At 57.9% G+C, this 26,960-nt stretch carries 12 protein-coding genes and 1 other RNA gene; 7 read left to right on the forward strand and 6 right to left on the reverse strand.

The annotated features are described in order from the left end of the window. Positions 1 to 23: 23 nt before the first annotated feature. Entirely contained in the window at positions 24 to 6,023 is a 6,000-nt protein-coding gene (locus EC9_RS10215) for an ATP-binding protein (protein WP_145344702.1), read from the forward strand. A 67-nt stretch (positions 6,024 to 6,090) separates the two neighbouring features. On the opposite strand, the gene EC9_RS10220 is transcribed toward EC9_RS10215, so the two are convergent. From EC9_RS10220 to EC9_RS10230, 3 genes are all read right to left on the reverse strand, one after another. Further along, positions 6,091 to 7,449, reverse strand: coding sequence for an excinuclease ABC subunit UvrC (locus EC9_RS10220; protein ID WP_145344705.1), 1,359 nt, complete (start codon positions 7,447 to 7,449; stop codon positions 6,091 to 6,093). Continuing rightward, complete coding sequence (locus tag EC9_RS10225) at positions 7,446 to 9,203, reverse strand: divalent metal cation transporter (protein WP_145344708.1); 1,758 nt, start codon at positions 9,201 to 9,203, stop codon at positions 7,446 to 7,448. Before EC9_RS10225 ends, EC9_RS10220 begins: the two co-directional genes overlap by 4 nt. Before the next feature lie 449 nt (positions 9,204 to 9,652). Further along, complete coding sequence (locus tag EC9_RS10230; protein WP_145344711.1) at positions 9,653 to 11,488, reverse strand: phospho-sugar mutase; 1,836 nt, start codon at positions 11,486 to 11,488, stop codon at positions 9,653 to 9,655. 205 nt (positions 11,489 to 11,693) lie between these two features. On the opposite strand from EC9_RS10230, the gene glmM reads away from it, so the two are divergent. Beyond that, positions 11,694 to 13,046, forward strand: a complete 1,353-nt coding sequence (gene glmM, locus EC9_RS10235) for a phosphoglucosamine mutase (RefSeq protein WP_145344714.1) — start codon at positions 11,694 to 11,696, stop codon at positions 13,044 to 13,046. 160 nt (positions 13,047 to 13,206) lie between these two features. On the opposite strand, the gene EC9_RS10240 is transcribed toward glmM, so the two are convergent. After that, entirely contained in the window at positions 13,207 to 14,664 is a 1,458-nt protein-coding gene (locus tag EC9_RS10240) for a sulfatase family protein (protein WP_261342957.1), read from the reverse strand. Between the two features lie 617 nt (positions 14,665 to 15,281). Between EC9_RS10240 and EC9_RS10245 the strand changes: the two genes are divergently transcribed. After that, positions 15,282 to 20,267: a PVC-type heme-binding CxxCH protein gene (locus EC9_RS10245; RefSeq protein ID WP_145344717.1), complete on the forward strand. Its 4,986-nt coding sequence runs from the start codon at positions 15,282 to 15,284 to the stop codon at positions 20,265 to 20,267. A gap of 192 nt (positions 20,268 to 20,459) precedes the next feature. On the opposite strand, the gene EC9_RS10250 is transcribed toward EC9_RS10245, so the two are convergent. Both EC9_RS10250 and EC9_RS10255 read right to left on the reverse strand, forming a co-directional pair. After that, entirely contained in the window at positions 20,460 to 21,842 is a 1,383-nt protein-coding gene (locus EC9_RS10250) for a sigma-54-dependent transcriptional regulator (protein WP_145344720.1), read from the reverse strand. Between the two features lie 11 nt (positions 21,843 to 21,853). After that, entirely contained in the window at positions 21,854 to 23,308 is a 1,455-nt protein-coding gene (locus EC9_RS10255) for a sensor histidine kinase (RefSeq protein ID WP_145344724.1), read from the reverse strand. A 523-nt stretch (positions 23,309 to 23,831) separates the two neighbouring features. Here EC9_RS10255 and EC9_RS10260 point away from each other — a divergent pair. The 4 genes from EC9_RS10260 (at position 23,832) to EC9_RS10275 (ending at position 26,907) form a co-directional block, all read left to right on the forward strand. After that, positions 23,832 to 24,161, forward strand: coding sequence for an RNA recognition motif domain-containing protein (locus EC9_RS10260; protein WP_145349085.1), 330 nt, complete (start codon positions 23,832 to 23,834; stop codon positions 24,159 to 24,161). Between the two features lie 147 nt (positions 24,162 to 24,308). Further along, positions 24,309 to 24,554 (forward strand): hypothetical protein, encoded by a 246-nt coding sequence (locus tag EC9_RS10265; protein WP_145344727.1) that lies wholly within the window; start codon positions 24,309 to 24,311, stop codon positions 24,552 to 24,554. Positions 24,555 to 24,557: 3 nt separating this feature from the next. Then, an RNA gene (gene rnpB / locus EC9_RS10270) (RNase P RNA component class A) lies at positions 24,558 to 24,977 on the forward strand. Between the two features lie 319 nt (positions 24,978 to 25,296). After that, positions 25,297 to 26,907, forward strand: coding sequence for an alkaline phosphatase (locus EC9_RS10275; protein ID WP_145344730.1), 1,611 nt, complete (start codon positions 25,297 to 25,299; stop codon positions 26,905 to 26,907). The last annotated feature ends 53 nt before the right edge of the window (positions 26,908 to 26,960 follow it).

Raw genomic sequence — 26,960 nt, forward strand, 5'->3', positions numbered from 1 at the left:
TGCAAAGATTTGCGGTCAAGTTCATGACACACACATCGGTTTCCCACGAAACGCTAACGATTGGCGAGAAGCGATACCAGATTCTCGACCGGTTGCCGAACAGTTCGGTCGTCTGCGGCTATCGCGCTCTGGATCTTCATTCCGGCGAACGCGTCGTGTTGCGGCAAGTGCCGAAGCGGCAGTTCCGCGATAGCGGCCTTGCGCGATTCATGAACGAAGCCCGGCTGACGTCGGGACTTTCTTGCGATACCTATTCACGTCCGTTGGAATTCCAGCTCTGCGAAGATCACTTGCGGTTGGTCTACGCCGAGGTGCCGGGGACGTTATTGTCGGCGCGGATTGGCAACGCCCGATTTACGCCACGCGATACGATGCGGATCGCCCGCGATCTGCTGATAGCTCTCGACGACGTCCATCAGATCGGCTGTATCCAACGCGATCTCCGCCCATCGAAGATCGTGATCCGCCCCGATGGACTCGCGGTCTTGTGCGGTTACCTGCCGCTGAGGTCTCCCGACGGGCTCGGCAGCGATGACGATTTGAGCCGCGAGTACGCGTCGTATATGTCCCCCGAACTCTCGGGAGTCATCGATCACGACATCGGTGAAGTCTCCGATCTCTATTCGCTGGGGCATGTTTTGAATGCCTGTTTGACGGGCGTTCCCGCGTTTGATGGAGAGGTCAATGAGATCCTCTACCAGCACATGACCTCGGATCCGGCCCCCGAGCGATTCGCCGTCGAAACGCCCGATCTGGTGATCAAGTTCATCGAGAAATTGATCTGCAAAGAGCCTCGCGACCGCTACCAATCGGCCCGGGCGGCGCTGTTTGATGTCGACAAGATCCTCTCCTTTATCGAGGCGGGAATCGTCGCTCCCAAGTTCGTAATTGGTACCGCCGACCGACGCACGGTATTGATCGAGCCAGCATTTGTCGGTCGCCAAGAACAGACAAACGAACTCCGCCTGGGAATCGAGGATGCCCACTGCGGTCGCTTCCACAAGATCTTGATGGTCGCCGAATCGGGGATGGGTAAGACCCGGATGTTGAACGAGATCTCGACAGCCGCCGCTCGAAAAGGTTTCCTGATTCTCAACGGAAGGTCGACGCAACACGCCGCCCAACAACCCAATGCGGCTTGGTTGCAGATGGTCGATCAACTGGCCAAGTTCCTTGCCAACGATGGGCTGTTGTGCGAGCAAACCGCGCGTCGCATGGAGGGTTTTCGCGAGGAAGTCATCACCGCGATGCCGGCGATCGCAGATGTATTGGGATGGACCGGGACGCGTTTGTCGGGGCCCGACGAACTGGGACAAGGACGTGTGATTCAGGCGTTCCGCACGTTGTTTGCCGGACTGGGGACTGCCGATCGATGTGTCATGCTGACGTTGGATGATTGTCAGTGGATCGACGACCAATCGATGCGAGTGTTGACGGAGATCAGCCAGGCGGACGCGGCACATCTGTTTTTGCTGGCCGTGATGCGCCCCGACGATCACGTTGGCCATCAGCTGAAGCGGGCGCTACGGGTTTCCCACACCACCACCCTCGGACCGCTCAGCAATCACGCCGTCAAACAACTGGCCCTCTCGATGGCCGGTCCGTTGCCAAGCGTGGCGATCGAGGTCGTGCAAAGGTATGCCGAAGGGAGTCCTTTTATGGCTGCCGCGGTCTTGCGTGGGATGGTGGAATCGAAGGTTTTGAGCGTCGAAAACGAAGCCTGGGAAATCGATCACGACCTGTTGTCGAACTTTCAAGCGGCGGACAATTCCAGCGAGATCTTGGTCGATCGATTGACCCGTTTGCCCGACAACTCTCGAAATCTGCTCACCGCGGCGGCTGTGATCGGGCACGATTTCAGTCTCGATGCAGCGGCCAGTTTGGCGGGAATGGAGATGGCCGATGCGCACGTGGCGTTTAAGCCCGCCCGCGCGCACCGTCTGGTCTGGAGCCGCCCCAACAGTATGTTCTCGTTTGTCCACGACAAAATTCGCGCTGCGATTTTGAGTGGGATCGCCGACGAGACCAAGCGATCGATGCACGGTCAATTGGGACGGTATCTGGAGTCGCACTTTCCCGATCAGGTTTTCGATATCGCCTACCATTTCGACGCGGCCGATATGCACGTCGAAGCGCTCCCCTACGCGCTCCGCGCGGCGCAGGTTGCGCTGAAAAGCTTTTCGTTGGTCAGTGCTCAAACGCAACTGTCGATTGCGGCGCGAGCACTGCAACATGCCGATAGCGGTACGCGACATCAAGTCGAATCGATGATGAGCGAAGTCTTGATGCTACGCGGGGAATACGACCAAACCGAGGAATGGTTGGAGGCTGCGGCGCGCAGCGCGGTGACCGACGAAGACCACGCGAAGGTCGCGATGAAGCGGGGGGAATTACACTTCAAACGCGGTAATAAAGACCTCGCTGTCGAGTACTTTGAAGCCTCGCTGAAACAGCTCGGTGAAACCGTTTGCAGCAATAAATTGCAAGTCGCCTGGAACATCGGCATCGAACTGTTGCGACAGATCCGAAATTCTCTGATCCCGTCGCTCTGCGGGCGGCGGCGCGGGGAACCGAGCGAGGCCGAAAAGATGTCGTTGAGTCTGTACAGCCAAATCGCGCATGCCTATTGGTACACTCGCGACCAATATTACACGCTCTGGGCCCATCTGCGTGGCATGAACGCCGCCGAACGCTACCCCGCGAACCAGTATTTGGCGCAAGCCTATTCCGAGCATGCACCGGCGATGTCGTTGATGCGTTGGGAAAGCCGTGGGATCCAATACGCGCGACGTTCGCTGGAGATGCGTAAATCGTTGGACGATCTCTGGGGGCAGGGGCAATCACGCAACTTTTTCAGCATCTTGCTCTATTCGTTCGCGCGATTCGAAGACTGTATCGAACAAGCGCGGCGCGCAGTCGAAATTTTGGAACGGACAGGCGATTATTGGGAAGTGCACATCGCCCGCTACCAATTGGCCGCATCGTTCTACCGGCTCGGCAGATCGGAGGAAGCCGTTCGTCATTCCCAATTGAACTATCGCTCCGCCGTGAATCATGGCGACTACCAGGCGACAGGGAACATCATCGACGTTTGGGCAAGAGCTTCGTTTGGTGAAATCCCAGCGGAGATTCTGGAAACCGAACTGCAGCGCGATGTTTGTGATGCACAGCGAAGTTCCCAGGTGAGGTTGGCCTGCGGAGTCCGAGAATTCTATCAAGGTCGGTATAGCGAAGCGGTTGCGCAGTTCGAAGCGGCGATCGAGATTGCCGAACGCGCGGAGGTATCCAACACCTATATCAGCCCTTGTTATTCCTGGCGCTGCACGGCGATGCGGAAGCTGTTTGAAGCCCAGCCGGCCAAATCGGTCACCATGCAGAAACAACGGTTGAAGCAACTTGCGGTCGCTGCCAAAAAGGCGCTCGCGTATGGCAAGCGCTTTCCCAACGAACTTCCCCACGCGCTCCGCGAGACCGCTGCCGTTGCGGCGATGGCGGGGCGCCAACGGGTTGCCCAACGCTGCTTTCAACGCAGTCTCGACGTCGCGACGCGGCAAGGGGCGAAGTTGGAGCATGCGAAAACGATCATGGTTCGCGAGGAATTTGCCAACGAGTTCGGCTGGGAAATCGACCCCGACGAATACTCCCAAGCGTTCGCCAAAATCTCCCGTTTGAAATTCGCTGACGAGAAGGTCGAACAGGGAGGATCGCTTTCGGAGTTCGATCGATTTGATTCCCTGCTCGCGTCGGGACGTAAGATCGCAAACAGCGTGATGCCAGCGGAAATCTATCGCGAGGTTGGCATCGCGGCACAGAAGATCCTGCGTGGCGAACAAGCTTTTGTGATCGCGATCTCGCCCGACAGCGACGATCTGGTCACCTTTCCCGAAGGGCACGTCTTCGACAGCAGCATGCTAGCCGAAGCCAAGCGAAAGAAGACGACGGTTGTAAAAGATGAAGAGAACCGATCCGAACGCGGCATCGTTACCAAATGCAAAGGTTCTTTTCTGTGCAGTCCGATCGAAGTGCATGGGAAGGGGGCGGCATTCCTGTACATTCGCAACAAGCGTTTTTCGGATCTCTTCGGTAGCGATGAAATTCGTATCGCTGATTATTTGGTTTCGTTTGCGGGAGCAGGACTGGAACGGGCCGACGGTTTCCAACAGTTGCAAGATCTAAACCAGAACCTGGAAGAGAAGGTTCAGGATCGGATTATCGCAGTCGTTGAACGATCGAAGGAATTGGAACTGACGACCCAACAGCTGCAAAAAACCAAAGAGAAACTGCAGCGTGCCAAAGAAGCCGCCGAAAACGCCAATCACGCCAAAAGCGAATTTCTGGCCCGGATGAGCCACGAGATCCGAACCCCGATCACCGGCATCTTGGGCTTCTCGGAACTGTTGTTGCGTGGAATCGTGCCCAGCGAACACGATCGCACCGCGCATCTGGAAACGATTCATTCCAATGGCACCCACCTGTTGCAACTGTTGGATGACATCTTGGACATCTCCAAGATCGAAGCGGACAAAGTGGAGATCGAACGCGTCCCCTTCGCACCGACACAATTGATCAATGAGATCGTCCGTTCGCTCCGTTCCAAAGCGATCCAAAAAGAGATCGCGTTGGACTTCCAGATCGACAGTCCGATTCCCGAATCGATCGTCAGCGATCCCACGCGGTTCCGTCAGATCATCACCAACCTTGTCGGCAATGCAGTCAAATTTACCGACACCGGTGGAGTCACGGTCCATCTGAACTCCAAAGGCGATCCGCAGTCACCGAGCCTACTGGAGATCTCCGTCGACGACACCGGATCGGGGATGACGCCCGAACAGATGTCGCGAATCTTCGAACCGTTTGTTCAAGCCGACACGTCGACGACAAGGAAACATGGTGGTACCGGGCTCGGTTTGTCGATCGGCAAACGGTTGGCGGAAGCGTTGGGGGGATCGCTGAGCATTTCCAGCACGCTGAATGTTGGAACCAAATTTGTCTTTTCGCTGCCGATCGAACGGCTTGCCGATACGCCAATCCTGAGTCCCGATGAAGCGACGGCATTCGCCAGCCAAACCCGATCGCAACAGTTCCGAAAGGCCGACGCGTCGGGGGCTCGCGTGCTGATCGTCGACGATTGTGACACGAATCGGAAACTGATGACGTTCCTGTTGCAGGATGCTGGCAGCGAAGTGACGACGGCAACCAATGGTAAAGAAGCTGTCGAGCTGTTGCTCGATCGCAAGCTATCGGTCGACATCGTCTTGATGGATATGCAGATGCCGATCATGGATGGCTACACTGCAACACGAATGTTGCGCAATCGTGGTTACAATCGCCCCGTCGTTGCATTGACAGCGAATGCGATGGTCGGCGACGAAGCGAAATGTCGACAGGCGGGATGCACCCACTATTTGACGAAACCGATCGACTTGGATGCGTTGCTGCAGATCGTGACAGTTGGTTCCACCACGTCGACGCAATGCGATTCGGTCGGTGTGCCAGCGGAGACGTTCGAACCACAATCCAAACCGCCGCAAAACGCTGTTGCAATGCCGCGGGCGGCCGAACCGCAAAACCTCACTGCGACGGAACAAGAACAACAAAAAAGAACCGACACCAATCGGCTGTCAGACGATTGGCGAGGAGATTTTGCTTGCTTCTTCGTCGACAAGGTTGCCCAAGAGATGTCCAGCATGCTCGACGCCTGCGCCGCTCACCAGTTCGACGAAGTCGCCCGGCATTCCCACTGGATCAAAGGTTCCGGTGGCACCGTTGGGCTGCCGCAGTTGTCTCAATTAGCTGTGGACTGCGAGTCGGCATGTCGCGATCAAGACGTCGATCAATTGCACGATCGCCTTCGGGAGATGCAGCGTTTCGTGGACGAACTCCAGTTCGAACGCCAGAAAAAGAGAAAGGCGGCAAGCGTCACCAACGCTCTCGCTAGTGACGATTCGAAAGTCAAACGCAGTTTTTGGGGCTGGCCCCAACGCAAGCGATCCCAAGTGTTTGCCGATACGCAAGCTCGCTGAATGATCTGCATGTTGCATTGCCGCTCCGATCGGGCAAGCGATGCGTTGGCAATGGAGACGCTGCCGGCTAGCGTTCCAGCGTCGATTTGCTGCGCAGGATGTGGTGGTAGTGCTGGGCGAAGCGATGCGATTCGTCGCGGACGTATTGCAGCAACCGCAGCGCGAACGCGTTGCGACTCAACCGAATCGGTTCGGATTCACCCGGCACGAAGATCTCTTCATCTCGCTTCGCCAATGAGATCACCGTCGGCGGCGTGATCTCTTGATCGCGGAAGGCGGCCATGGCGGAGTTCAGCTGCCCTTTGCCGCCATCGATCAGCAGGATGTCGGGAAACTTTTCCTGGTTGTCGCTGAGGCTGCGGAAGCGCCGCGAGACCACTTCATAGATGCTGCGGTAGTCGTCGATCCCTTTGACGTCTTTGATCCGAAAGCGTCGATAGCCCGGCTTAAACGGCAGCCCATCGATGAACTGGACAAGGCTGGCGACCGTCTCGCCGCCGCTGAGGTGTGCGATGTCGACCCCTTCGATCACTCGCGGCGTCTCCTTCAGGGAAAGCACTTTCCGCAGTCCGGTCAGCCCCTTCTTGGGATCGACGTAAAAGACTTCCGGCTGGGCGTGAGTTTCCAGATCGCCACGCTCATCGAGTTTCTCGAGCATCCGAATTTCATCGCGCAGCTTCGCCGCCTTTTCAAATTGCAACGCCTTGCTTGCTTCCATCATCTCGCCGCGCAGCTCGTTCAGCAATTTCTTGCTGCCACCGTCGAGGAAGGTTTGCAGACGGCGGATGTCTTGCCGGTAGTCCTCTTTGCTGATCCGCAGATTGCACGGCGCGGTGCATTGATCGATGCTGGCCAACAGACAGGGACGGAACCATTTCCATCGCTCGTCCCCTTCGGTGATGTCCAGCGAACAGGTACGGAAGCGAAAGATCCGCTGCAGCACCTGGATCGCACCACGCAGCGCCCCGGCACTGGGGAAGGGACCATAGAGTTTGACGCCGCGATCGCGCGGTTCCCGCGTGACCTCGATCCGCGGAAACTCCTCCCGCGTCGTGATCATTAGATACGGGAAGGTCTTGTCGTCTTTAAGGTCTTTGTTGTTCTTGGGCTGGATATCTTTGATCAGCCGCGATTCCATCAGCAGCGCGTCGACTTCGGAATCGCAGTCCATGAAGTCGATGTCAGCGATCTCGCCGATCCAGTCGGCCGTCCGCTGCTCCTCGGCCGCCGCTTTCAGAAAGTAGCTCCCGGCGCGGCTGCGAAGATTTTTCGCCTTGCCGATATAGATCACCCGCCCGGCGGCATCTTTCATCAGATAGACGCCGGGAGTTTGTGGAAACGTGCGGACCTTGGCGGCCGCGTACTCAAAGCCGAGCTCGGCTCCCGATTCGGGAGCATTATTGGCAGACTCTGAGTTCTCGCTCATTCCATTCCTGGGCTAGTCGACTTGTTCTTACGCACAAAGAAACCGATCGCAATCAAAATCAAGTATACGACTAACAGGCCCAAGATGGCTTGTCCCGCAACTGGATTGGCTTTGTCGGTCACTTTGTCGTAGATCGCGGTTCCGGCAGCCGCAAGAGCTCCCAAGACCGAGAAGATCATCAATACGTTCCAAAGCAGCATCCGTCCGCCGGTCGGCTTTTCGTCCCCCAGAATCCGGCGGCTGTTCATCATCAAGAAGAACGTGATGTAGGCGATCGGCAGCAACATCATGCCGAAACTGGAGGTGAAAATCGCCAGCCAGAACTTCGCGCCACCTGCCCAGAAGTACATCCACGAGAAACCAATCAGCCCCGCCGAGACAACGCCCAGCACAAACGGAAACGTTCCGTCGGGGCGATTAAACATTTCGCGGAAGGCGTATCCATTGATCAGCATCAGGATGATGATCGTCGAGAATCCCATTCCGAAGACGCCCAAACCGAAGACGAGTTTTGAGAGCGATGTGCCCAACAGCGGTGCCAGTGTGTCGGCCAATTGGAACGCGTTGCGCTTGACGAGCGTCGAGGCGAGCTTCTTTTCGGTGACATCCAATTGAGCGACCATCGCCAATTTGTCAGCTTCGGATGTTTCCGCCGCCGCGTCGCCCAACTGTTGGTCGACGCGAGCGATCAACGATCCTTTAACCGCGTCGAACATCGGACTCTGCTCCATCACCGACAGGTCGTTGCTAGCCAATTGGTCGTCGATCTTACCGTGGAACGTCGATGCCGCCGCGATCACGACGCAGCTGGTGACGAGGATGTATGGGATCGCCATTCCGGTCGCCAAGTCGAAGCGAGCCAGGCCGCGGAACGGTTTGTCCCAGCCGCGAGCGAGCATCGAATAAGGCAACAGAAAGGTCATGTTGATGCCGACCGCGGTCGCAGCTGCGGCGATCATCACCGCCCGTTGTTCGGTGACCAAACGGTTGGTCCAGAACGACTGGCCTTGCTCCGAAAGACTGGCGACCATCGCTGCCAGATCGCCTGTCGGCTGGGTCCATTGGTTCAAGTTGGGAATCAAGCCGGAGAAGATGGCACCGAAATCGAGTTCCCCTTTGACGCCCAACAGAATCGCGACGCCAAAGAAACAGATCACGACCATTCCGACGAGAGCTTTGAGCGTGATGTCGAACAGTTTTGCAGCGGCACCGCGCCGCGTGTTCAGCAACACGACAAATCCGGCGGCGAACAACAGGATCAACGAAACGGTTCGCTTCGCTCCCATGTCTTCACCCAACGACTGGCCTGCCAGCGGCATCAGGTTCTTATCCAACGCGTCGTAGCAGAGGCTGAACTGAGGCATACACCAGATCATGTTGGCCATCATCGTCGCGATCAACCAACCCCAGCCGAGCGCCGGGTTGATCTCGGTGTTGATCGCTTCGAACGGGCGGCGTCCGGTCGACAGCGTGACGTAGCTGATCGCCGAAAGCATGATCACACCCATCGTGATCGCCATCAGTTGCAGCCAGATCATGCTGGTTCCGCCCAGCACGCCCAAGAAGAGCGCTCCGGCCAGCGAACCGCCTCCCAATGTGATCGCACTCTGCAACCAACCGGGGCCGGAAAGTCGAACGAAAGCCGACAGCAGGCGGCCTTCGGCGGCGGCCTGTTTCAAAAATTCGCGGTCCGCATGGACTTTGTCGACAGAGTTTCCAGATTCGGCCGGCGGCGCAACTTCGGTTTCGCTCATTCGATTCTTTCGAGGGTTATGTAGGGTGGGCAGGCGTTCTTGCCTGTTGGATTGAGAGAGGGAATGTCCTCGTTCGTTCCGCGCATGCACGCAACGCACAACGTTCGCGGTTCGATCGTGAATTCATGGAACGATGATCGCTGTTTGCTGAGCGCACCTTCGCGGAGCGAAAGGCGACCAGCGGAAATTCCCCGCCGAGCCGCGTTGAGCGGTCTTCTTTATGGGTGGGAGATTTCCATGGGGATCGGGTTCAAGTGTTGCAGAATACTTGGCGGATGTCGAGAACGCGAGACGTGGTCGAGCCAGGATTTCGACGCGTTTTGGGGAAACCGCTGGCCGTTGAGGCTAAGTTGCCGGACCGGATCGCTCCAATAAAGAGATGCCGCTGCGTCGGGCAGCGACCTCTCCATTGTTAATCCATCGTTTGACGTCGGCAACGCGAGCGACGACTACGACACGGTCTTGGCGAACGCGCGGACGTCGACTTCCATCGCCGCCAAGCGATCGGCCAGCTTAGCCTTGGCCGCTGGCAGGTCTTGCGACTCTGCAGGTGGCAGATAGGTAAAGACGTAGAATTTCACCTTCGGCTCGGTTCCGCTTGGGCGAACGGCGAAGTAGTTCCCCGACTGGTCGAGGTCCAAAATAACCAGATCGCCGTCGGGACCGTCCAACGGCGACGTCGAACCGTCGGCTGCGGTGATCGTCTTGGCGGTGTAATCGCGGACCTGAGCGACCTTCATGCCGCCGATCTCCTTGGGGGGATCCTGGCGATACTTAGCCATCAACTTGGTCATCAGCGCCATCCCCTCGCTACCTTCCATCATCACGTTAATCAGATGTTCGGCGTGCAGGCCATGGGTTTGCGAGAGCGAATCCATCTGCTGGTGGATCGTTTTTCCTTCGCTCTTCAGCTTCGCCACCAATTCGCTCATCAACATGCAGGCCGCCGCGGCGTCTTTGTCGCGGGCGTATTTACCGATCAGGTAACCGTGCGATTCTTCGAAGCCGAAAGCGAACTTGTCGGCTCCTTCGCGATCCATCACGCCGGCGATGTATTTGAATCCGACGAGGTTGTTGTTCTCGCAGCGGCAGCCGTAATGTTCGGCGATCCGGCCGGCCATCGCGGTGGTGACCAGCGTCGTGACGATGTAGTCGTCGCTGCAAAGGCTCCCTTCGGCCTTGCGGCTACTGAGCACATAATCGGTCAGCAACGCGCCGATCTGGTTGCCGGTCAATGTCGCCCAAGGGCTGCCCGCTTCGGTCGTCAACGGTGCCGCACAGCCCAAACGATCGCAATCGGGATCGGTCGCCATCACGAGATCGAAGCCTTCTTTGCTCGCTTGTTCGATCGGAGCGTCGAAGACTTGTTTGTTCTCCGGATTCGAGACGTGCCCGGGGACGTTGGGGAAGTCGCCGCTCGGTTCGGCGTGCGGTTGGAAGACCTCGACGTCGGCGAATCCAACGCGTTCAAGCACGGGGAGGACGGCGGCCGATCCGACGCCGTGCAGTGGTGTGAACAAGATCTTCGCGTCGCGCGGGCCACTGAAACTGCACGCTGTCACGCTGTCGGTGAACGCCTTGTCGATCTCTTCGGTGCAGATCTCGACGCGGCCGTCGGCCAGGGCGTCGGCAAACGCCACGACTTCGATCGCGTCGGTCGACATCACGCGATCGATGATCGCTTTGTCGTGCGGCGGCAGAACTTGACCGCCCGTCGACCAATAGACCTTCACCGCGTTGTCGCTTGGCGGATTGTGGCTGGCGGTGACCATGATGCCACAGCTGCAGTGCTTTTCGCGGACGGCGAAGGAGAGCTGCGGGGTGGCGCGGTAATCGTCTAAGAAGTAAACCTTGAAGCCGTTGGCGACCATGATCCCGGCGCACAATTCGGCGAAGTGCCGCGATTTGTGCCGCGTGTCGTAAGCGATCGCGCACGACAGCCCGCTGGCTGAACCCTGGTGCTGTTGCTTGACATAAGTCGCCAACCCTTGAGCGCTCTCGCCGATCGTGCGGTCGTTGATCGCGTTGGAACCAAAATCGTACATCCGTCCGCGGCGGCCACCGGTCCCGAATGGGATGATCGTCCAGAAGACGTCGTCCAACTTTTGCCACTTTTCGTCTTCGACATGCAGCAGGATATCGTTGCGATAAGCGGCATATCGGTCTTCGCTGAGCCACGCGCGGAGATTCTCGACGGCACCGGCGGTCAATTTGCCCGCGGTATGAGCTGTTGCGATTTGTGCAAGCGCCGTTTCAACCGTGATCGTGGGGGCTGTTTGTGTCATGGGGATCGCGTATTCTTTCGTTTGTTAGGTGACCCGGTGGGGGTAGCGGTCCGATTGCCGGGCCGTGGCAAAACAATGGATTGCAAGCTGAAAAAAAGGCTGAAAACTTCAGCCTGCAGAGATTCTAAAGCCTGAGTATTGAGGCTGGCAACCAGCAGCTGGGCGGACTGGTAAGCTGAGATTAGTAAAAGGATAAAACGAAAAGATGTCGGAACTGATTATTAGCGTCAGCGGATTGCGAGGGATTGTTGGGGAGACGCTGACTCCACCGGTGGCGGCCCGTTATTTGGCAGCGTTTTGCAACCAATTGACCAAACCGGGCCCCGTCGTCCTCTCTTACGACGGCCGGACCAGCGGACCGATGTTGCGCGATGTGGCCGCCGCGGCGATCGTCGCCTGTGGCCGCGATGTGTTGGACGCTGGCGTCGCCGCCACGCCGACCGTCGGAGTGCTGGTGAAACAATTTAAAGCGGCCGGAGCGGTTCAGATCTCCGCCTCGCATAATCCTCCCGCTTACAACGGCATCAAACTCTTCTCCGCCGTCGGCCGAGTGTTGGATGCTGCCAGCGGAGCCAAGGTCCGCGAGCTGTACCTGGACGATTCGATCTCGTGGAAGGCGGCCGACGCTTTGGGCAGCTGCTGCGATATCGACGATCCCCACGCATCGCACTTGGATGCGGTGTTGGCGACTGTCGATGTGGAAGCGATCCGCAAACGGAACTTTTCCGTCGTCTTGGACAGCAACCACGGATCGGGGAGCACGTTGGGGCGGCGGCTGCTCGAAGCGCTCGGCTGCCAAGTGATCGTGTTGGGTGACGAGCCCGACGGCCAGTTCGCACATCCTCCCGAACCGATCGTCGAAAATTTGCAAGGCGTTTGCGAGACGATCAAGAGCCGAGGCTGTGAGGTCGGCTTCTGCCAAGATCCCGATGCCGACCGACTGGCACTGATCGATGCCGATGGCAAGTTCATTGGCGAAGAGTACACAGTCGCGATGTGCGTTCAGCGGGCAATGATGAAACAGCCCGGCCCGATCGTGATCAATCTGGCAACCAGCAGCATGTCGCAGCAAGTCGCGATCGACGCCGGGGCGACTCCCTATCGCAGCGCCGTCGGCGAAGCGAACGTTGCCGACATGATGATCGCGAACGCTGCGGTCTACGGCGGCGAAGGGAACGGCGGGCCGATCGATCCAGCCGTCGGATATGTTCGCGACAGCTTCGTCGGCATGGCTCACGTCTTGGAGCTGATGGCGACGACCGGCAAATCGATCGCCGAACTGGCGGCGGAGCTGCCGCGGTTTGAGATCTACAAAGCGAAAGCGGAGATCGGCCGCGAAGCGTTGCCAGCGGCGATGGACCAGATCGCGGCGGAGCTGCCCGACGCAGAGGTCAGCCGGATCGATGGGCTACGATTATCGTGGTCCGACCGCTGGCTGTTGGTCCGCGGCAGCAATACCGAACCGATCGTCCGCTTCATCGCCGAAGCCCCCACGCTCGAAGAAGCCAAAGCTCTCTGCGACCGCGCTGAACAGATCGTCAACGCCTGCACTGGGTGATCGATCGCGGTGGGGCCTCAGCAATTGCGTGGCCTCCCAAATTTTGAATTGCAGCACCGAACGACGAAGCACGAACGCCAGTTTTCTTGGCGATTGGCTCTCCATTTCGCTCGGGCGAAACGAGATCAAGCGGACTTCTTCTCTTGAGTGTTTGTGCGGGTCAGTATTTTTCGTTGGTGCCAAACATCTGCTGTTTCGATGGCCGGGGGCGAACGCGGACACGATGATCGGGTTCGCCGGTGATGCGATCGAATTCGTCGGGGGTGCGTTTGGATGGTAGGTAGTCGCCGGTGGTTTCTGTCCAGCGGTCCAACGCGTTCATCATGCGTGTTTTGACCGTTTGATACGCCGGATCGTCGACGCAGTTGGAGAGTTCACCGGGATCTCGCTGCAGGTCATAGAGTTCCCATCGCGGCCGTGGGCTGAGGAAGCAGGCCTGTTGATGCGGTGGCAATTTTCCAGCTTGTTGCAGCTGGAGCATGTTTTGCCACGATAGCCCGCGACCCGCGTCGGCCGATGGTGTCGAAGGGAGATCTCGATAGTCGTTGCGAATCAATTTGAAGCGTTGATCGACGACACAGCGGGCATGGTCTTCGTAATCGTGCCAGTGATCTTCGGCAAACGCAAACTGGCGTCCCGCACGGGGCGGATCGCTCAAGACCGCTGCAAAGCTTTCGCCTTCACCTCCCAGAGCTTTCGGATCACCGCCAGCTAGAGTCAGGAATGTCGGCGCGATATCGATCGCGCTGACCAACGCCTCGGTCTTCTTTCCGGCGGCGATCTTGGCGGGCCAACGTACGATCCAAGGGGTGCGGATGCCGCCGTCATACAACGTCGTTTTATCGCGTGGGAATGGCCGGCCATTGTCGCTGATAAACAACACGATGGTGTTCTCTGCAACACCTTGGCTCTCCAGTTTCGCCAGTACCTTGCCAACGTAGCGATCCAGACGCCCGATCTCATCGTAATAGAGGCGTAGGTCCTCGCGAACGTCGCGAGTGTCGGGTAGATGCGGCGGGACGATGACGTCATCCAACCCATGCGGTGGATCGAGTGCCCCGGCTGTATATTCGCGATGCGGATCGAGCGACGCCAACCACATGAAAAACGGTTTCCCTTCGGCACGCTGATCCAACGCTCGTTCCCAGTCCTCGCATCCGCTGGGTTGCGCCGCAACCATCCGAGACGGTTCCCCTTTCGCTCCGGTCGGCAGGACAAATCCGGCGGTCGACGCTTCGTAGATCTTGTCAAAATCAGCTCGAATGGCATCGCCCATGTGCCATTTTCCCGCGGCGGCGGTGTAGTAGCCCAGCGATTTCAGCTGAGCCACAAAGGTGCGACTTCCCTCGGGGATCGGCCAATGCAATTGCTCGGCCCCGGTGTTATGAGGATATTTGCCGGTGATGATGCTCGCCCGCGATGGGCTGCACGAATTGGTCGTCAGGTAGGCGTGTTGGAACCGCAGTCCTTCGTTGGCCAGTCGATCGATGTTGGGAGTGCGAATCGATGGATGACCGTATGCACCGCAATCGTCCCAGTTCATGTCGTCGGCGATGACCAAGACAAAATTGGGGCGATTCGGGGCGTCAGGAGACTTGGCACCGGCTGTCGTTGCGATTCCGAGGGATGCCCCAACGAAGATCCCAAGCAACCAGTCGCATGTTTTACGAGAGGGTGAATTCAATGCAGTTGTCCTTTTTATAAAACGCTTCGGCTGCGTTGATTCGAAAGCAACCGCAACGGCTGTCGCGAAGATCGGCTTGGGCCGTTGGGCCGAGAGGAAACTTCGCGACTTGTCGATTCGGTGGAGGAGGAGCGTGTCGCCGCCAAGTGGCACAGAATGCTTCCGTAGAACGGTTGCATCTGTGCGTTGGCATGGCCGTCCATCTTAGTCTCCGCGACGTACGAAATGAAAATCGGTGTTCGCACTGCTGCCAGGGGAAATCATGGTTTGTGTTTGGGCAATCTTGGCAACTCGATGGATAAGCGAGGCACCGGGTGAATTGCTCGCTTACGCTTCGGGTTTCCATATTTCTGAGACGCTTCGGTTGGAAAACGTCATTTGTCCTGGGATCTATGACGGGACCCGCCCCCCAATTATGATACTGCGGAGGTTTAAAGACCCTCCCGCTTTGGCGTTGTCGTTTCGTTAATTGTGGTATCACGCAATTGGCTAGCTCACGCTTGCAATCCCTCCGTTTCAGTTCCCCCCCCCACCGTCGAGATGAACGATTGATGTTACCGCTGCTTCGCCTTTCCATTACTGCACTTCTTGTCCTGGTCTCGTCGTACCAGGCGGTCGCCAGCGAACCGATCTTCGACAAGGGAGACCATGTCGTCTATATCGGCAACACGCTTGCCGATCGGATGCAACACGATGCGTGGTTGGAGAGCTATCTGCATGCGTTATTGCCAGAGCATGAGTTGACCTTCCGGAATCTTGGATTCTCCGGGGACGAAGTCAAGCTACGGCAGCGGGCCGACAATTTTGGCGACGCGGACATGTGGCTGTCCAAATGTGGTGCCGACGTCGTGCTCTGCTTCTTCGGATACAACGAATCGCTTAAAGGCGAAGCGGGACTGAAAACTTTCGAAGCCGATTTGGCGACGATGATCGATCAGATGCGCTCTCAAAAGTACAACGGTGAATCGGCACCCAAGCTGATCGTCTTTTCCCCGTTGGCGCACGAAGATCTCCAGAGTCCGCATCTGCCCGACGGCAGCGAGAACAACAAAAATCTAGCGATCTACACGACAGCGATGCAGAAGATTTGCGCCGCCAAGCAAGTCCCCTTTGTCGATCTGTTTACGCTCTCGAAGAAGCTTTACAGCGAAGCGGATGAACCGCTGACGATGAACGGGATTCACTTGCTCGATCGCGGCAACCGGGCTGTCGCTCGGGCGCTGCTTGCTTCCCCCGAATCTCCCTTTGCCGAACTGGGAAATCCAACGCTGCCGAGCGATGCGGAAATTGCAAAATTGCGTGAGGCGATCCTCGATAAGAACTATCAATGGTTCAGCCGGTACCGCGTCGTGGACGAATACAACGTCTTTGGTGGCCGATCGAAACTCGCTTGGTTCGGACAATCCAACGCCGACGTGATGATGCGGGAGATGGAAATCTTCGACGTCAAAACGGCTAATCGCGATCGCAAGATCTGGGCTATTGCCAGCGGAGGTGATCTCGATCTGAAGGACGAAAAAATTCCAGCCGAACTGGTCGTCCGCCCCAACAAGGAAGGGCCCTTGCCCGGCGGTGCGTTCCCCTATCTCGATGGCGAGGAAGCGATCTCGCAGATGACGGTCCAGCCGGGGATGCAAGTGAATCTGTTCGCTTCGGAAAAACAGTTCCCGCGGCTGGTCAATCCCGTCCAGATGTCGGTCGATACCGATGGACGCTTGTGGGCTTCGGTTTGGCCTTCCTATCCTCACTGGAATCCTGTCGAACCTCGCAAGGATGCGATCGTCATCCTGCCCGACGAAGATCGCGATGGTCGCGCCGATGAATTGATCGTCTTTGCCGATGGATTGAACAGCGTCACCGGATTTGAGTTCTGGGGAGGTGGCGTGTTGGTCGCGGCCTTGCCGGAATTGTGGTTCCTGAAAGATACCGACGGGGACAACCGCGCCGATGTCAAGATTCGCATGTTGCAAGGACTCTCCAGCGCCGACACGCACCATAGCGCCAACGCGATGCTGTTGGGCCCCGATGGTTGGGTCTACTGGTCGCGAGGGATCTTCAACGTGGCGGCTCTCGAAACGCCCACACAGACCTTCCGGTCGGGGGCCAGCGGCGTTCATCGCTTCAATCCTCGCACCTTTGAATTCGAGTTCCATTATCCGATTGGCCCCAATCCGCACGGCGACGTCTTCGACCGCTGGGGGTATCAATTCGCCAACGATGGAACTTCGGGAACCGGTGGATATGTGAGTATCGGGAAAGGGCAACGCCCAGGCGGTCGCCAATGGTTCAAAAAAGAATGGCGGCCTGTGGCGGCGACGGGCCTGCTGTCCAGTAGCCATTTCCCCGATGCCAGTCAAAACAACTTTTTGATCTGCAATACGATTGGTTTCTTGGGCGTGTTGCAATACGAAGTCCAATACAACGGAGCGGAGATCACCGCGAATCGGACCGTCGATCTGCTGCAGTCATCCGATCCGAACTTCCGTCCGTCGGATATCGAAGTCGGTGGGGATGGCGCGGTCTACGTCGCCGATTGGCAAAACACGTTGATCGGACACATGCAGCACAACATGCGCGATCCGAATCGCGACGATCGACATGGGCGGATCTACCGGATCGCGGCGGAAGGACGCCCGCTGTTGCAGCCGGTGAAGATGCAGGGGAAACCGACAGCGGAAGTGCTTCAAAATTTCTTCAGCAAAGAAAATGGCGTTCGCTATCGGACGCGAATCGAATTGAGCGGTCGCGAGTCAAAAGAAGTGATCGACGCCGTCGATCGCTTTGCCGCCACCTTGAATCCCCAGCATGCCGATCCCGACCGCGACGAATCGCAGGCGTTGTTGGAATGTTTGTGGGTTCACGAGGAGCATCGCGTCCCGAACATCGGCTTGGTGGAAAAGACGTTCCAGGCCGCGGAGCCACGCGTCCGCGCGGCGGCGATCCGCACGCTGGGACATTGGGCAAACCACAAACTGGCCGGACGACCGATGACCGATCACTTGCCCGGTTGGGAAGCACTGTTGTCGGCAGCGGCGCAAGACGATTCGGCACTCGTCCGCGCCGAGGCGGTCAAAGCGGCTGTCGATTTTGGTGGCTTGCCGTCCGCCGAAGCGATCTTCGAAGTCGCAACGCGTCCGACCGATCCCGAATTGGTCGACGTCCTGAACTTTGCTCGCAGCCAGATTCGCGTCGACGATATGATCGGCGAAGCGATCCGGTCCAAGACGCCGTTGTCTCCCGCGGCTCAGACGTACGCGTTGGCCAACGCCTCTCCAAACCTGTTGTTGGAAATGGACAAGTCCAACGCCGTGTATGAAGCGTTGTTGACGCGGGAGCGGATTCCGGCGGCGATCCGGCGAGAAGCGATCGAAGCGATTGCGAAAGCCAATGATCGATCGCCGTTGGAACAATTGGCGATCCAATTGCAGGGTGCGGAAGAGCAGAAACTGGGGAGCCTGAACGACCTCGCCGATCTGCTTCCGATCGTCGCAGGGAACGCTTCGTCCAACGCGGGGGTGTTGCGGCAGTTGGCCGACCAAACGCAAGTGTCGCCAGTTCGCGCAGCCGCTTACACCGCTTGGTTGAACACGGGCGATGTCGACAGTGTTTGGCAACACGCACTGGGGTCGCGCGATCGATTGCGCGATGCGTTGTCCAGCGTTGGCAAGATGCAAAACGAGGCTGCCCGCGCGAAGGTCTATCCATCGGTTCGGCGGTTGATGTTCGATCTGCCCGAATCGCTCCGCAGCGCCGAGGACAACCAAGCGGCGCCCAGCAGCCAAGCGGTGCGGTTTGAGTACTATGTCCCGAATCCTAAAAACGTGCGACGGGAAACGTTGGACAACTTGAGCCCTCAGTTGACCGGATCGCTCGACCAGTTCGAGAAGTATGTCCCTGGCGGTAAGAAAGATGGCTTCGCCACGCGGCAAACCGCGTCGATCGTTGTCCCGACCACCGGGGTGTACACGTTCTACCTGACGTCCGACGACGGGTCGCGCTTGTTCATCGATGGCAAAGAATTGATCGACAACGACGGCTTGCACGGGATGTCCGAGAAGAGCGGCAAGACGCAATTGGATGCCGGGTTGCATTCGATCGTTGTCAATTACTTTGATAACGGCGGTGGCGACGGATTGGCGGTTGCGTGGCAAGGCCCAGGGCTGTCCAAGCAGATGATCGATGCCACGGTCTTGCGGCCTGCTGGCAGTGGCAATCTGAAGCAGCAAGCGTTGCAAGTGATCGCCGCTTGGCCTGGTCATCTGGATGCCAAGATCGCCGATTTTTCCAAGCTGGTGACGGCCGATTCGCTGACGGGGGCGGCGCTACAGGCACTCGCTTCGTTGCCTAGTCAGAAGGTTGCCCAACAGTTGTCCGAAGCGGACGCGGCGGCAATCCTGCAGACGCTGCTTCAGCGAGCCGATGCGGCGACGCCGGTTGAGCGGCAGAGCGGTTCGTTCGCGAATCTGTTGCAATTGGGGACCCGTCTAACTCGGGCCACGGGAAAGGCGGTCGCCGGTGCAGGCAAGCAGTTGAACGAACTGCGGGCGAGCATTCCGGTCAAGGCCGATCCGAAGGTGATGGAACTGGGGGCGGAGGTGTACGCTCGGGAGAGCCATTGTGCGACTTGCCATCAACCGAGCGGCCAGGGTTTGCCCAATCTCTATCCACCGATCGATGGCAGCCTGTGGACCACCGGCAATCAAGATCGTTTGATCCGAATGGTGTTGGATGGCATGCATGGAACGATCGAAGTCAAAGGGAAGCGATACAGTTCTCCGCCGCTGCCGCCGATGACCGGTTTCCGTCAACTGCTCAACGACGAAGAGATCGCCGCCGTTCTGACTTACGTCCGCAACTCGTGGACTAACCGGGCCCAGCCGATCGATCCGGCACACGTCGCGAAGATGCGTGCGATCGACCGCGGCAAAGATGCGACGTTCTGGAGCGCTGTCGATCTGTTGGCCGAATATCCGATGGAAGATGGCAGCGTCGCCGTCGCGCAAGCATCGACCGATGGCTGGATTCCGAAGTTGGTTCAAGAATGGAAGGGGAGCGATTTCAGCGACGCCGACCTGGCCGCTGGCGGACGTTCGTTCGAATCGGGGGCGTTGGCGTTCAAGCGAATCGGTTGCATTCAGTGCCACAAGATCGGAAACGAAGGAGGCGTCTTCGGACCCAACTTGGCCGATCTGGACAAGAAGAAACGCACCCCAGCCTATCTGCTGGAATCGATGCTCGATCCTTCCAAAGATATCGAAGAGAAGTACGCGATGCGGACCTATCTGATGATCTCTGGCGAAGTAATCTCTGGGTTTGTCGTTGCCGAAACGGCAACCGAGGTTCACGTGAAATCGGATCCGTTGAACCAAGACAAACCGACCGTCGTGATCAAAGAGGATATCGAGCACGAAAAGAAGAACGAAAAGTCCGCGATGCCAACCGGCTTGCTGAACTACTTCACCAAGGAACAGGTCCTCGATCTGATCGCCTATGTGATGGCAGCTGGCGATCCAACAAGCGAGGTGTTTAAGGACTAGCCCGCGATACGCTACGCGTTGGATCGGACATCCGCCGCTTGCTGGTCGTGGCGTTCTTGCCCGGTGATGCGGGCTGAACGCAGGAAATGCTTGCCCCTTTCCCAACACAGTTTGAGGGAGGGGCGGCAAGGGGAGCCGGTGTCCGTTTCGTGTGTTGTGATTCGCGATGGTTTGGCAATCGGGAGACTTGAACTACTTGGTTTCTTTGAGCTTTCGATAAAGCGTCTTGCGATCGAATCCAAGGATCTTGGCAGCCGTCGTCTTGTTGCCACCGACCGCTTCGAGAACGTGTTGGATGTAGCGTGCTTCGACAGCTTCCATCGGCAACAATTCCGCCGGGTCTTCGCCCCCGATCAGGACCTGTTTGCCGCGATGGTTGCGAATTTTTTCGGGAAGGTCTTCGGGAGCGATGTGGTCGTAACGCGTCAAGGCGACGGCGCGTTGGATGACGTTCCGCAGTTCGCGGACGTTTCCGGGCCAGTTGTAATCGACTAATTTCTGTGCCGCTGTTTCGGATAGGCCGCCGATCGGTCGCTCTGCTTGGCGGGCGAATTGATCGATAAAGTGCTGAGCCAAAATCAACACGTCGGTGCCACGGCTGCGCAGCGGCGGCATTTCGATTTGGATCACGTTGATTCGATAGAACAGATCTTCGCGAAACGTTCCCGCTTCGACCATCGCTTCCAAATCGCGGTTGGTCGCTGTCAACAAGCGGACGTTGAACGGTCGTTCGTCGCTACCACCAACCGGACGCGCCGCTCCCTGTTCGAGCGCCCGCAGCAATTTGACTTGCATCGGCATCGGCATCTCCCCCAATTCGTCCAAGAAGATCGTGCCGCCATCGGCTTGAAAGAACAGCCCCTGGCGATCGGCCGACGCGTCGGTAAATGCTCCTTTGGTGTGGCCGAACAACTCGCTTTCGAGCAGCGATTCGGGGAGCGCTGCACAATTGAGCGCGACAAAGGTGTTTTGCGATCTTCGACTCAAGCGATGGATCGCCTGGGCTGCCATCTCCTTCCCCGATCCGCTTTCGCCGGTGATCAGGACCGATGCCTCGGAATCGGCGATCTGTCGCACCTGGTCGGCCAAGCGGAGCATCACGGGACTTTCACCCAAGATCTGGTCCAGGCTGCCGCGTCGCGCGGCCGCAACTTGTTGGCTCAGCAAGCGGATCTGTTGTTGCATGTCGCGGCGTTCGACGGCGCGGCCCAGGGTGAGCGCCAACATCTCAAAATCGAGCGGCTTGGTGACAAAATCGTAGGCTCCCGCTCGGATCGCGCCGATCGCTGTTTCCATGCTGCCAAACGCTGTCATCACGACAACCGGGACGTCGCTGCGACTGGAAACGATCCGGTCGCACAGCTCGATCCCGTTCAGGCCTTTCATCTGCATGTCGGTCAACACGACATCAAACTGATTCCGCTGGAACGCGGCAAACGCTTCCAACGGATCGGTGAACCATTCGACTGAAAAATCGTGAGGTTCGATCGCGTCTTTTGTCAATTCGCACATGCTTTGTTGATCGTCGACGACCAGCACGCGCGGCTTGGGCTTGGAGGGAGCATTGTCTGGCATGGAGGTCGCTATTAGGAAGGAACGTGAGTTGTCGGATCGGCGGGGATCGGATCGCGGGAAGCGATCGGCAGTGTGATTTGGAATGTTGTCTGGACGCCTGGTTCGCTGTGGATATCGATTTGCCCACCATGCTCTTGGACGATTCGGTTGACGATCGACAGTCCCAAACCGGTCCCTTCGCCCACTGGCTTCGTTGTGTAGAAGGGCTCGAAGACCTGTTGAATGTCTTCGTTGTCGACGCCGTGCCCATTGTCGACGACGTCGATTCGGGCGCTATCGGCGTGCCGGGCGACTTGCACGCTGACCCGGCCGCCGGCGTCGCACGCATCGATTGCGTTGACGATCAAATTGGTCAAAACCTGTTGGATCTGATTGGCATCGACTTCGCCCGACACGTCGTCGCTGGCGATCAATTCCAGCGTAACATCGCGGCGCTGGGACATCGATTGCAGCAGCGAGATCGTTTGTTCGGCGATTTGATTCAACGAACAAACGATCCGACGCGGCGTGTCGCGGCGAGCGAAATCGAGCAGCTGGCGGATGATCGAGGTCATCCGTTGAGACTCCTTGATAATCTCACCGGCACTGGTGTCGATTCGCTGTGGATCGTTGGTTGCCCCTTTGATCAATTGGGCCCGTCCCTGGATGACGTTCAACGGCGTGCCCAGTTCGTGAGCGATCCCCGACGCCAACCGGCCCACGGTGCGCAGACGATCTTCGTGGCGCAATTGCTCGATCGCGGCGACCTTGGCAGCCGATTCGGCATCGACCGCCGATTGTGTCTCGGTCAACCGTTCGCACATCGCATTGATCCCGTCGGCCAGTTCTCCCAATTCATCGCGAGCGTGTCCTTGCAGCGGCGAGGAGAGATCTCCGTCGGCGATCCGGGCGACTTTATGCGTCAAGCGTTGCAGCGGGTGTGCCAGAAAATAGAGACTGGCAACGCCAACGGCCAGCGTCGACGAAACCATCACCGCGGCGGCCAGGATCCAAATCGCTCGCATCGATTCCTGGCGGGCTTGCTGCAATTGATCCATCGATTGGACGAATTCCAGACCACCGGGGCGAGCTTGGTCGGTTTCGATCGGAATATAGCTGAACAGATGCAGCTGACCCTCGGCATCGCGGACCGGCACGCTTTGCAATTGCTGGCGTCGCAGCGATTGGATCTCGACGGCAACGCGCGGCCCTTCCTGTGGGGACTGCGCATCGAACCAGACCCAACGGGAGTGATACTGCCATTCAATCGAAGGGGGACGTGACATCTCCGAGCAAATTTTGCGTCGTTCCGAGGCGGGGCTACCGGCCAGCGTTCCGGTCGTTTCGGCGGCAAACCGGCCAGCGACTTCTTCGGCCCGAGCCAGGAAGACATCTTCCTGTTGCTGCAGCAAAAACCACGACAGGATCCAAGTCACCGCGGCGATGACCGACAGCGAGACCAACATCATTTTGAACGCAATTTTCATCCGGCGGTGTCTCGCGCGCGTGAACGGGAAGCGGGCAATTTTCCAAAGTGGCACGCCCCCGTGCAAAAAATAAGATATAGATTCTGACGTAGCCCTGCTGTCGAAAATTAGCGGCTCCGGCTGTTGCCTCCATCATAAGTGGATGGCCTGTTGAATGACCAGTCATCCCTTCCGTCCTCCCTTCTCCAAGCCCCCCGGCCAGAAGCTCCAAATTGATCCAGATCGATTGTTGTGCGAATCGATGTCGGCGGGGCGTCTGCCCCAGTCGAAAGGCGCCGGGGCTGTACATGTGCCGTAAAACGGGGTATATTGTTGGTCGGTTGGGGCGCGTCGAAGGTGGGCTGGCGGAAAGTTGTTTTCGCTTGCCAGGCCGGCCCGTGTTCCGCCAACGGTGGTCAGTGTTTGTCGATAGATCAACGCTGGCGTTTTTTGTGTTTGCGATGTTTGTCTATCAAACGGTGGCCTCGCCGAGCGTTGGTTGTTGGCGACGGACAAGCGAGATTGCGTCCTAGGGAGACGAATGGTGGGTAAGAAGCTGTACTGCGGGAACTTGGTTTTTGGTGCTACGAGTTCCGACTTAGAGCAGTTGTTTGGTCAGTTTGGCGTTGTCGAAAGCGCTCAAGTGATCAGCGATCGCGAAACAGGACGCAGCAAGGGGTTTGGTTTTGTCGAAATGTCCAGCGACGAAGAAGCCGCTGCGGCAATCGAAGGTCTGAATGAGCAAGATTATGATGGCCGCGCCTTGGTCGTCAATGAAGCTCGCCCTCGCGAAGATCGTGGCGGTGGCGGCGGCTATCGTGGCGGTGGTGGCGGCGGCGGTTATCGCGGCGGCGGCGGTGGCGGACGCTACTAATTAGATAAAGTGAGTTCCGCTGTTTGCCGGAACTCAACAGAGGATTGGTCGTTTACGAGTGACTAGGGAAGGTCAAGATTTTCAGTAACCGTTTGTGGGGCATTTATGGATGTCCCCACATTCGTCAATTACCCAGCGGAGACTTGCATGCCTGTCGTTCGAGATCAAACTTTTACCAAGTCGGAACAGAGTGTCTTGAAAACGTTTCGTGAGTTTCTGATGAGCCCAGGCCAAATGCTGTGCTTTTACGGACCGGAACTGGAAAGATACCGCAACGCCCTGAAGGGATTGACCGAACGCGGACTGTTGGTCAAAGAGCGGTTCAAGGGAGCTTATTCCTTGACCCGCGAAGGCTTTACCGCGATGCGAATCGTTCATCCACATCTGGCTTAGATCGAAGCGGGCAAGACGATCGCTTGTCGCAAGGCAAGAGGAAAGTCCGGGCTCCGCAGGACAGGGTGGTCGGTAACGCCGACCGGTCGTGAGATTAGGGAAAGTGCAGCAGAGAACAGACCGCCGAACGGCCTCTCCCTCGCGGAGAGGTGCGTGGTAAGGGTGAAACGGTGAGGTAAGAGCTCACCAGCGTCGGAGGTGACTTCGGCGGCTTGGTAAACCCCACCCGGAGCAAGACCAAACAGGGAGCCGTTCGCAGATCGATAGCGCTGCAAAGTGCCAGCGGTCTGCGACGCGATGCGGTTCGTATCGCCGTGACTTCCGGGTAGGTTGCTTGAGGCGGCGAGCAATCGCCGTCCTAGATAAATGATCGTCCGGCGCTTCGGCGTTGCACAGGACCCGGCTTATACGCCTGCTTCGATCTTTTCATTCTTCTTCACCAAGTTCTTCTGCAGAACTTGGCTGGTCGCAGGAATCTTCTGCGGCACGCCCAAACACCCCCAGTCAACTCTTCGGTCGATCTCGGCTGGTCGATTTGGGGACGCGTATCGGGCCGATTTGGCGCGGTTTCTCCTCGCCCAATTGTGAAGATTTGACTTGTCGAGCGAAAACGCCAGGCATTCGCAGCTTACCCCCTTGGGCGCGACGGCGCCCTGTAACTATCGTTTACGGTCTGTGAGATTTTGCTCTTCGATCGCCTGCTGCAGATGCGATCCTTCACTCTGCTCGGACCTTTCCCCTCATGAAACGCTGCATTGCCTTTTTGACCCTCGTCCTCGGTTCGTTGCTCAGTTTGACATCGGTCTTGGCCGATGATCCGATCCGCCAGATGCAAGCTGATGCGATGCGTTCCAAGGCGGCTTCGTGGGGCTATTGGGGAACCGATCCAAGTCGCTATTCGACCTGGACGAACCACTCCAACCGCTTGATCCCGATCTACACCTTCGGGCTCGATATGGAAGTGTTGCGAAACGAAGGGAGTCAGTATCGGCGATCCGATGCGTTGCAGCAGCTTTACGGTCGCGTCCCCACCGGATCGCTGAACCCCAAGGCCGAGTACTTCGATCAGACCGACATCTATCGCTTGCAGAAGCTGGCGTTTGCCGCGGGCAAAAAGAATATCATCTTGATGGTCTTCGACGGCATGGACTGGAACACGACGCAGGCCGCGGCGATCTACAAGCAACAAAATGTCGCTTTCACCGAGGGCCGCGGGACGGGGCTGGCTTTCCTCGATTACCGCAGCATCCCATCGGATTACGGATATTGCGTCACGAGCGCTCATCACAGCGATGCGAAGACGGACGTCAGTGCCCAACTGGTGATCGACGGCCAACTGGGCGACGCAGGAGGATATGATCCGTTGCGTGGCGGTTGGGCTCCGTGGGAACATGCCAAGTCGCGCGATTATCTGATCGGAAAGGACCGCCAACAGCCCGATTGCGTTACCGATTCAGCATCGTCGGCGACCTCGATGACCTGCGGCATAAAAACTTATAACGCGGCGATCAACGTGACCGTCGACGGCAAGCAAGTCGAACCGGTCGCGAGGTGGCTGCAGCGCGAACACGGCTTCCGCGTCGGCATGGTGACCAGCGTCCCGATCAGCCACGCGACGCCGGCCGCTGCTTACGCAAACAATGTCAGCCGCAACGACTACCAAGACATTACGAGAGACCTGTTGGGACTGCCATCGTCCAGTCACCGCATGCCGCTCGAAGGAGCCGACGTCGTGATCGGTGCCGGCTGGGGCGTTTACCAGGATCAAGCGCCTGGGCAAGGCGACAACTTTGCCGCCGGGAACATCTACGCCGATCTCGAGGATCTGCGCCGCAGCGAGATCGACAACGGAGGCCGATATGTCGTCGCGCAACGAACCGCGGGGAAAAACGGTTCGCGATTGCTCGACGATGCAGCCCGCCGCGCGATCGCCGAAAACGGTCGCTTGCTAGGCTTTTTTGGCACCGACCAGGCGCATCTCCCCTTCCGCACCGCCGACGGACGCTACAACCCTGCGGAGGATGTCAAAGGAACCGAGGTTTACGAACCGGCCGACATCAACGAAAATCCAACTCTCGCCGAAATGACCGAAGCCGCGTTGCAGGTTCTGCAATCGAGCGAAAAGGGATTTTGGTTGATGATCGAAGCGGGCGATATCGACTGGGCAAACCACGCCAACAATATCGACAGCTCGATCGGCGCCGTCTTCAGCGGTGAAGACGCGTTTCAGGCAACAGTCAATTGGATCGATGATCGCGATGCGTGGGACGACACCGCGCTGATCGTAACCTCGGATCACGGGCACCATTTTGTGCTTCGCGAGCCCGAGGCGCTGATCCATAAAAAGCAATAGCGGGCGACGGGCATCGAGGCCAGCCGACCGCACGGACGAACAAGGAATTGAGC

This window comes from Rosistilla ulvae (assembly GCF_007741475.1).
In the GTDB taxonomy this organism is placed as follows: Bacteria; Planctomycetota; Planctomycetia; order Pirellulales; family Pirellulaceae; genus Rosistilla; species Rosistilla ulvae.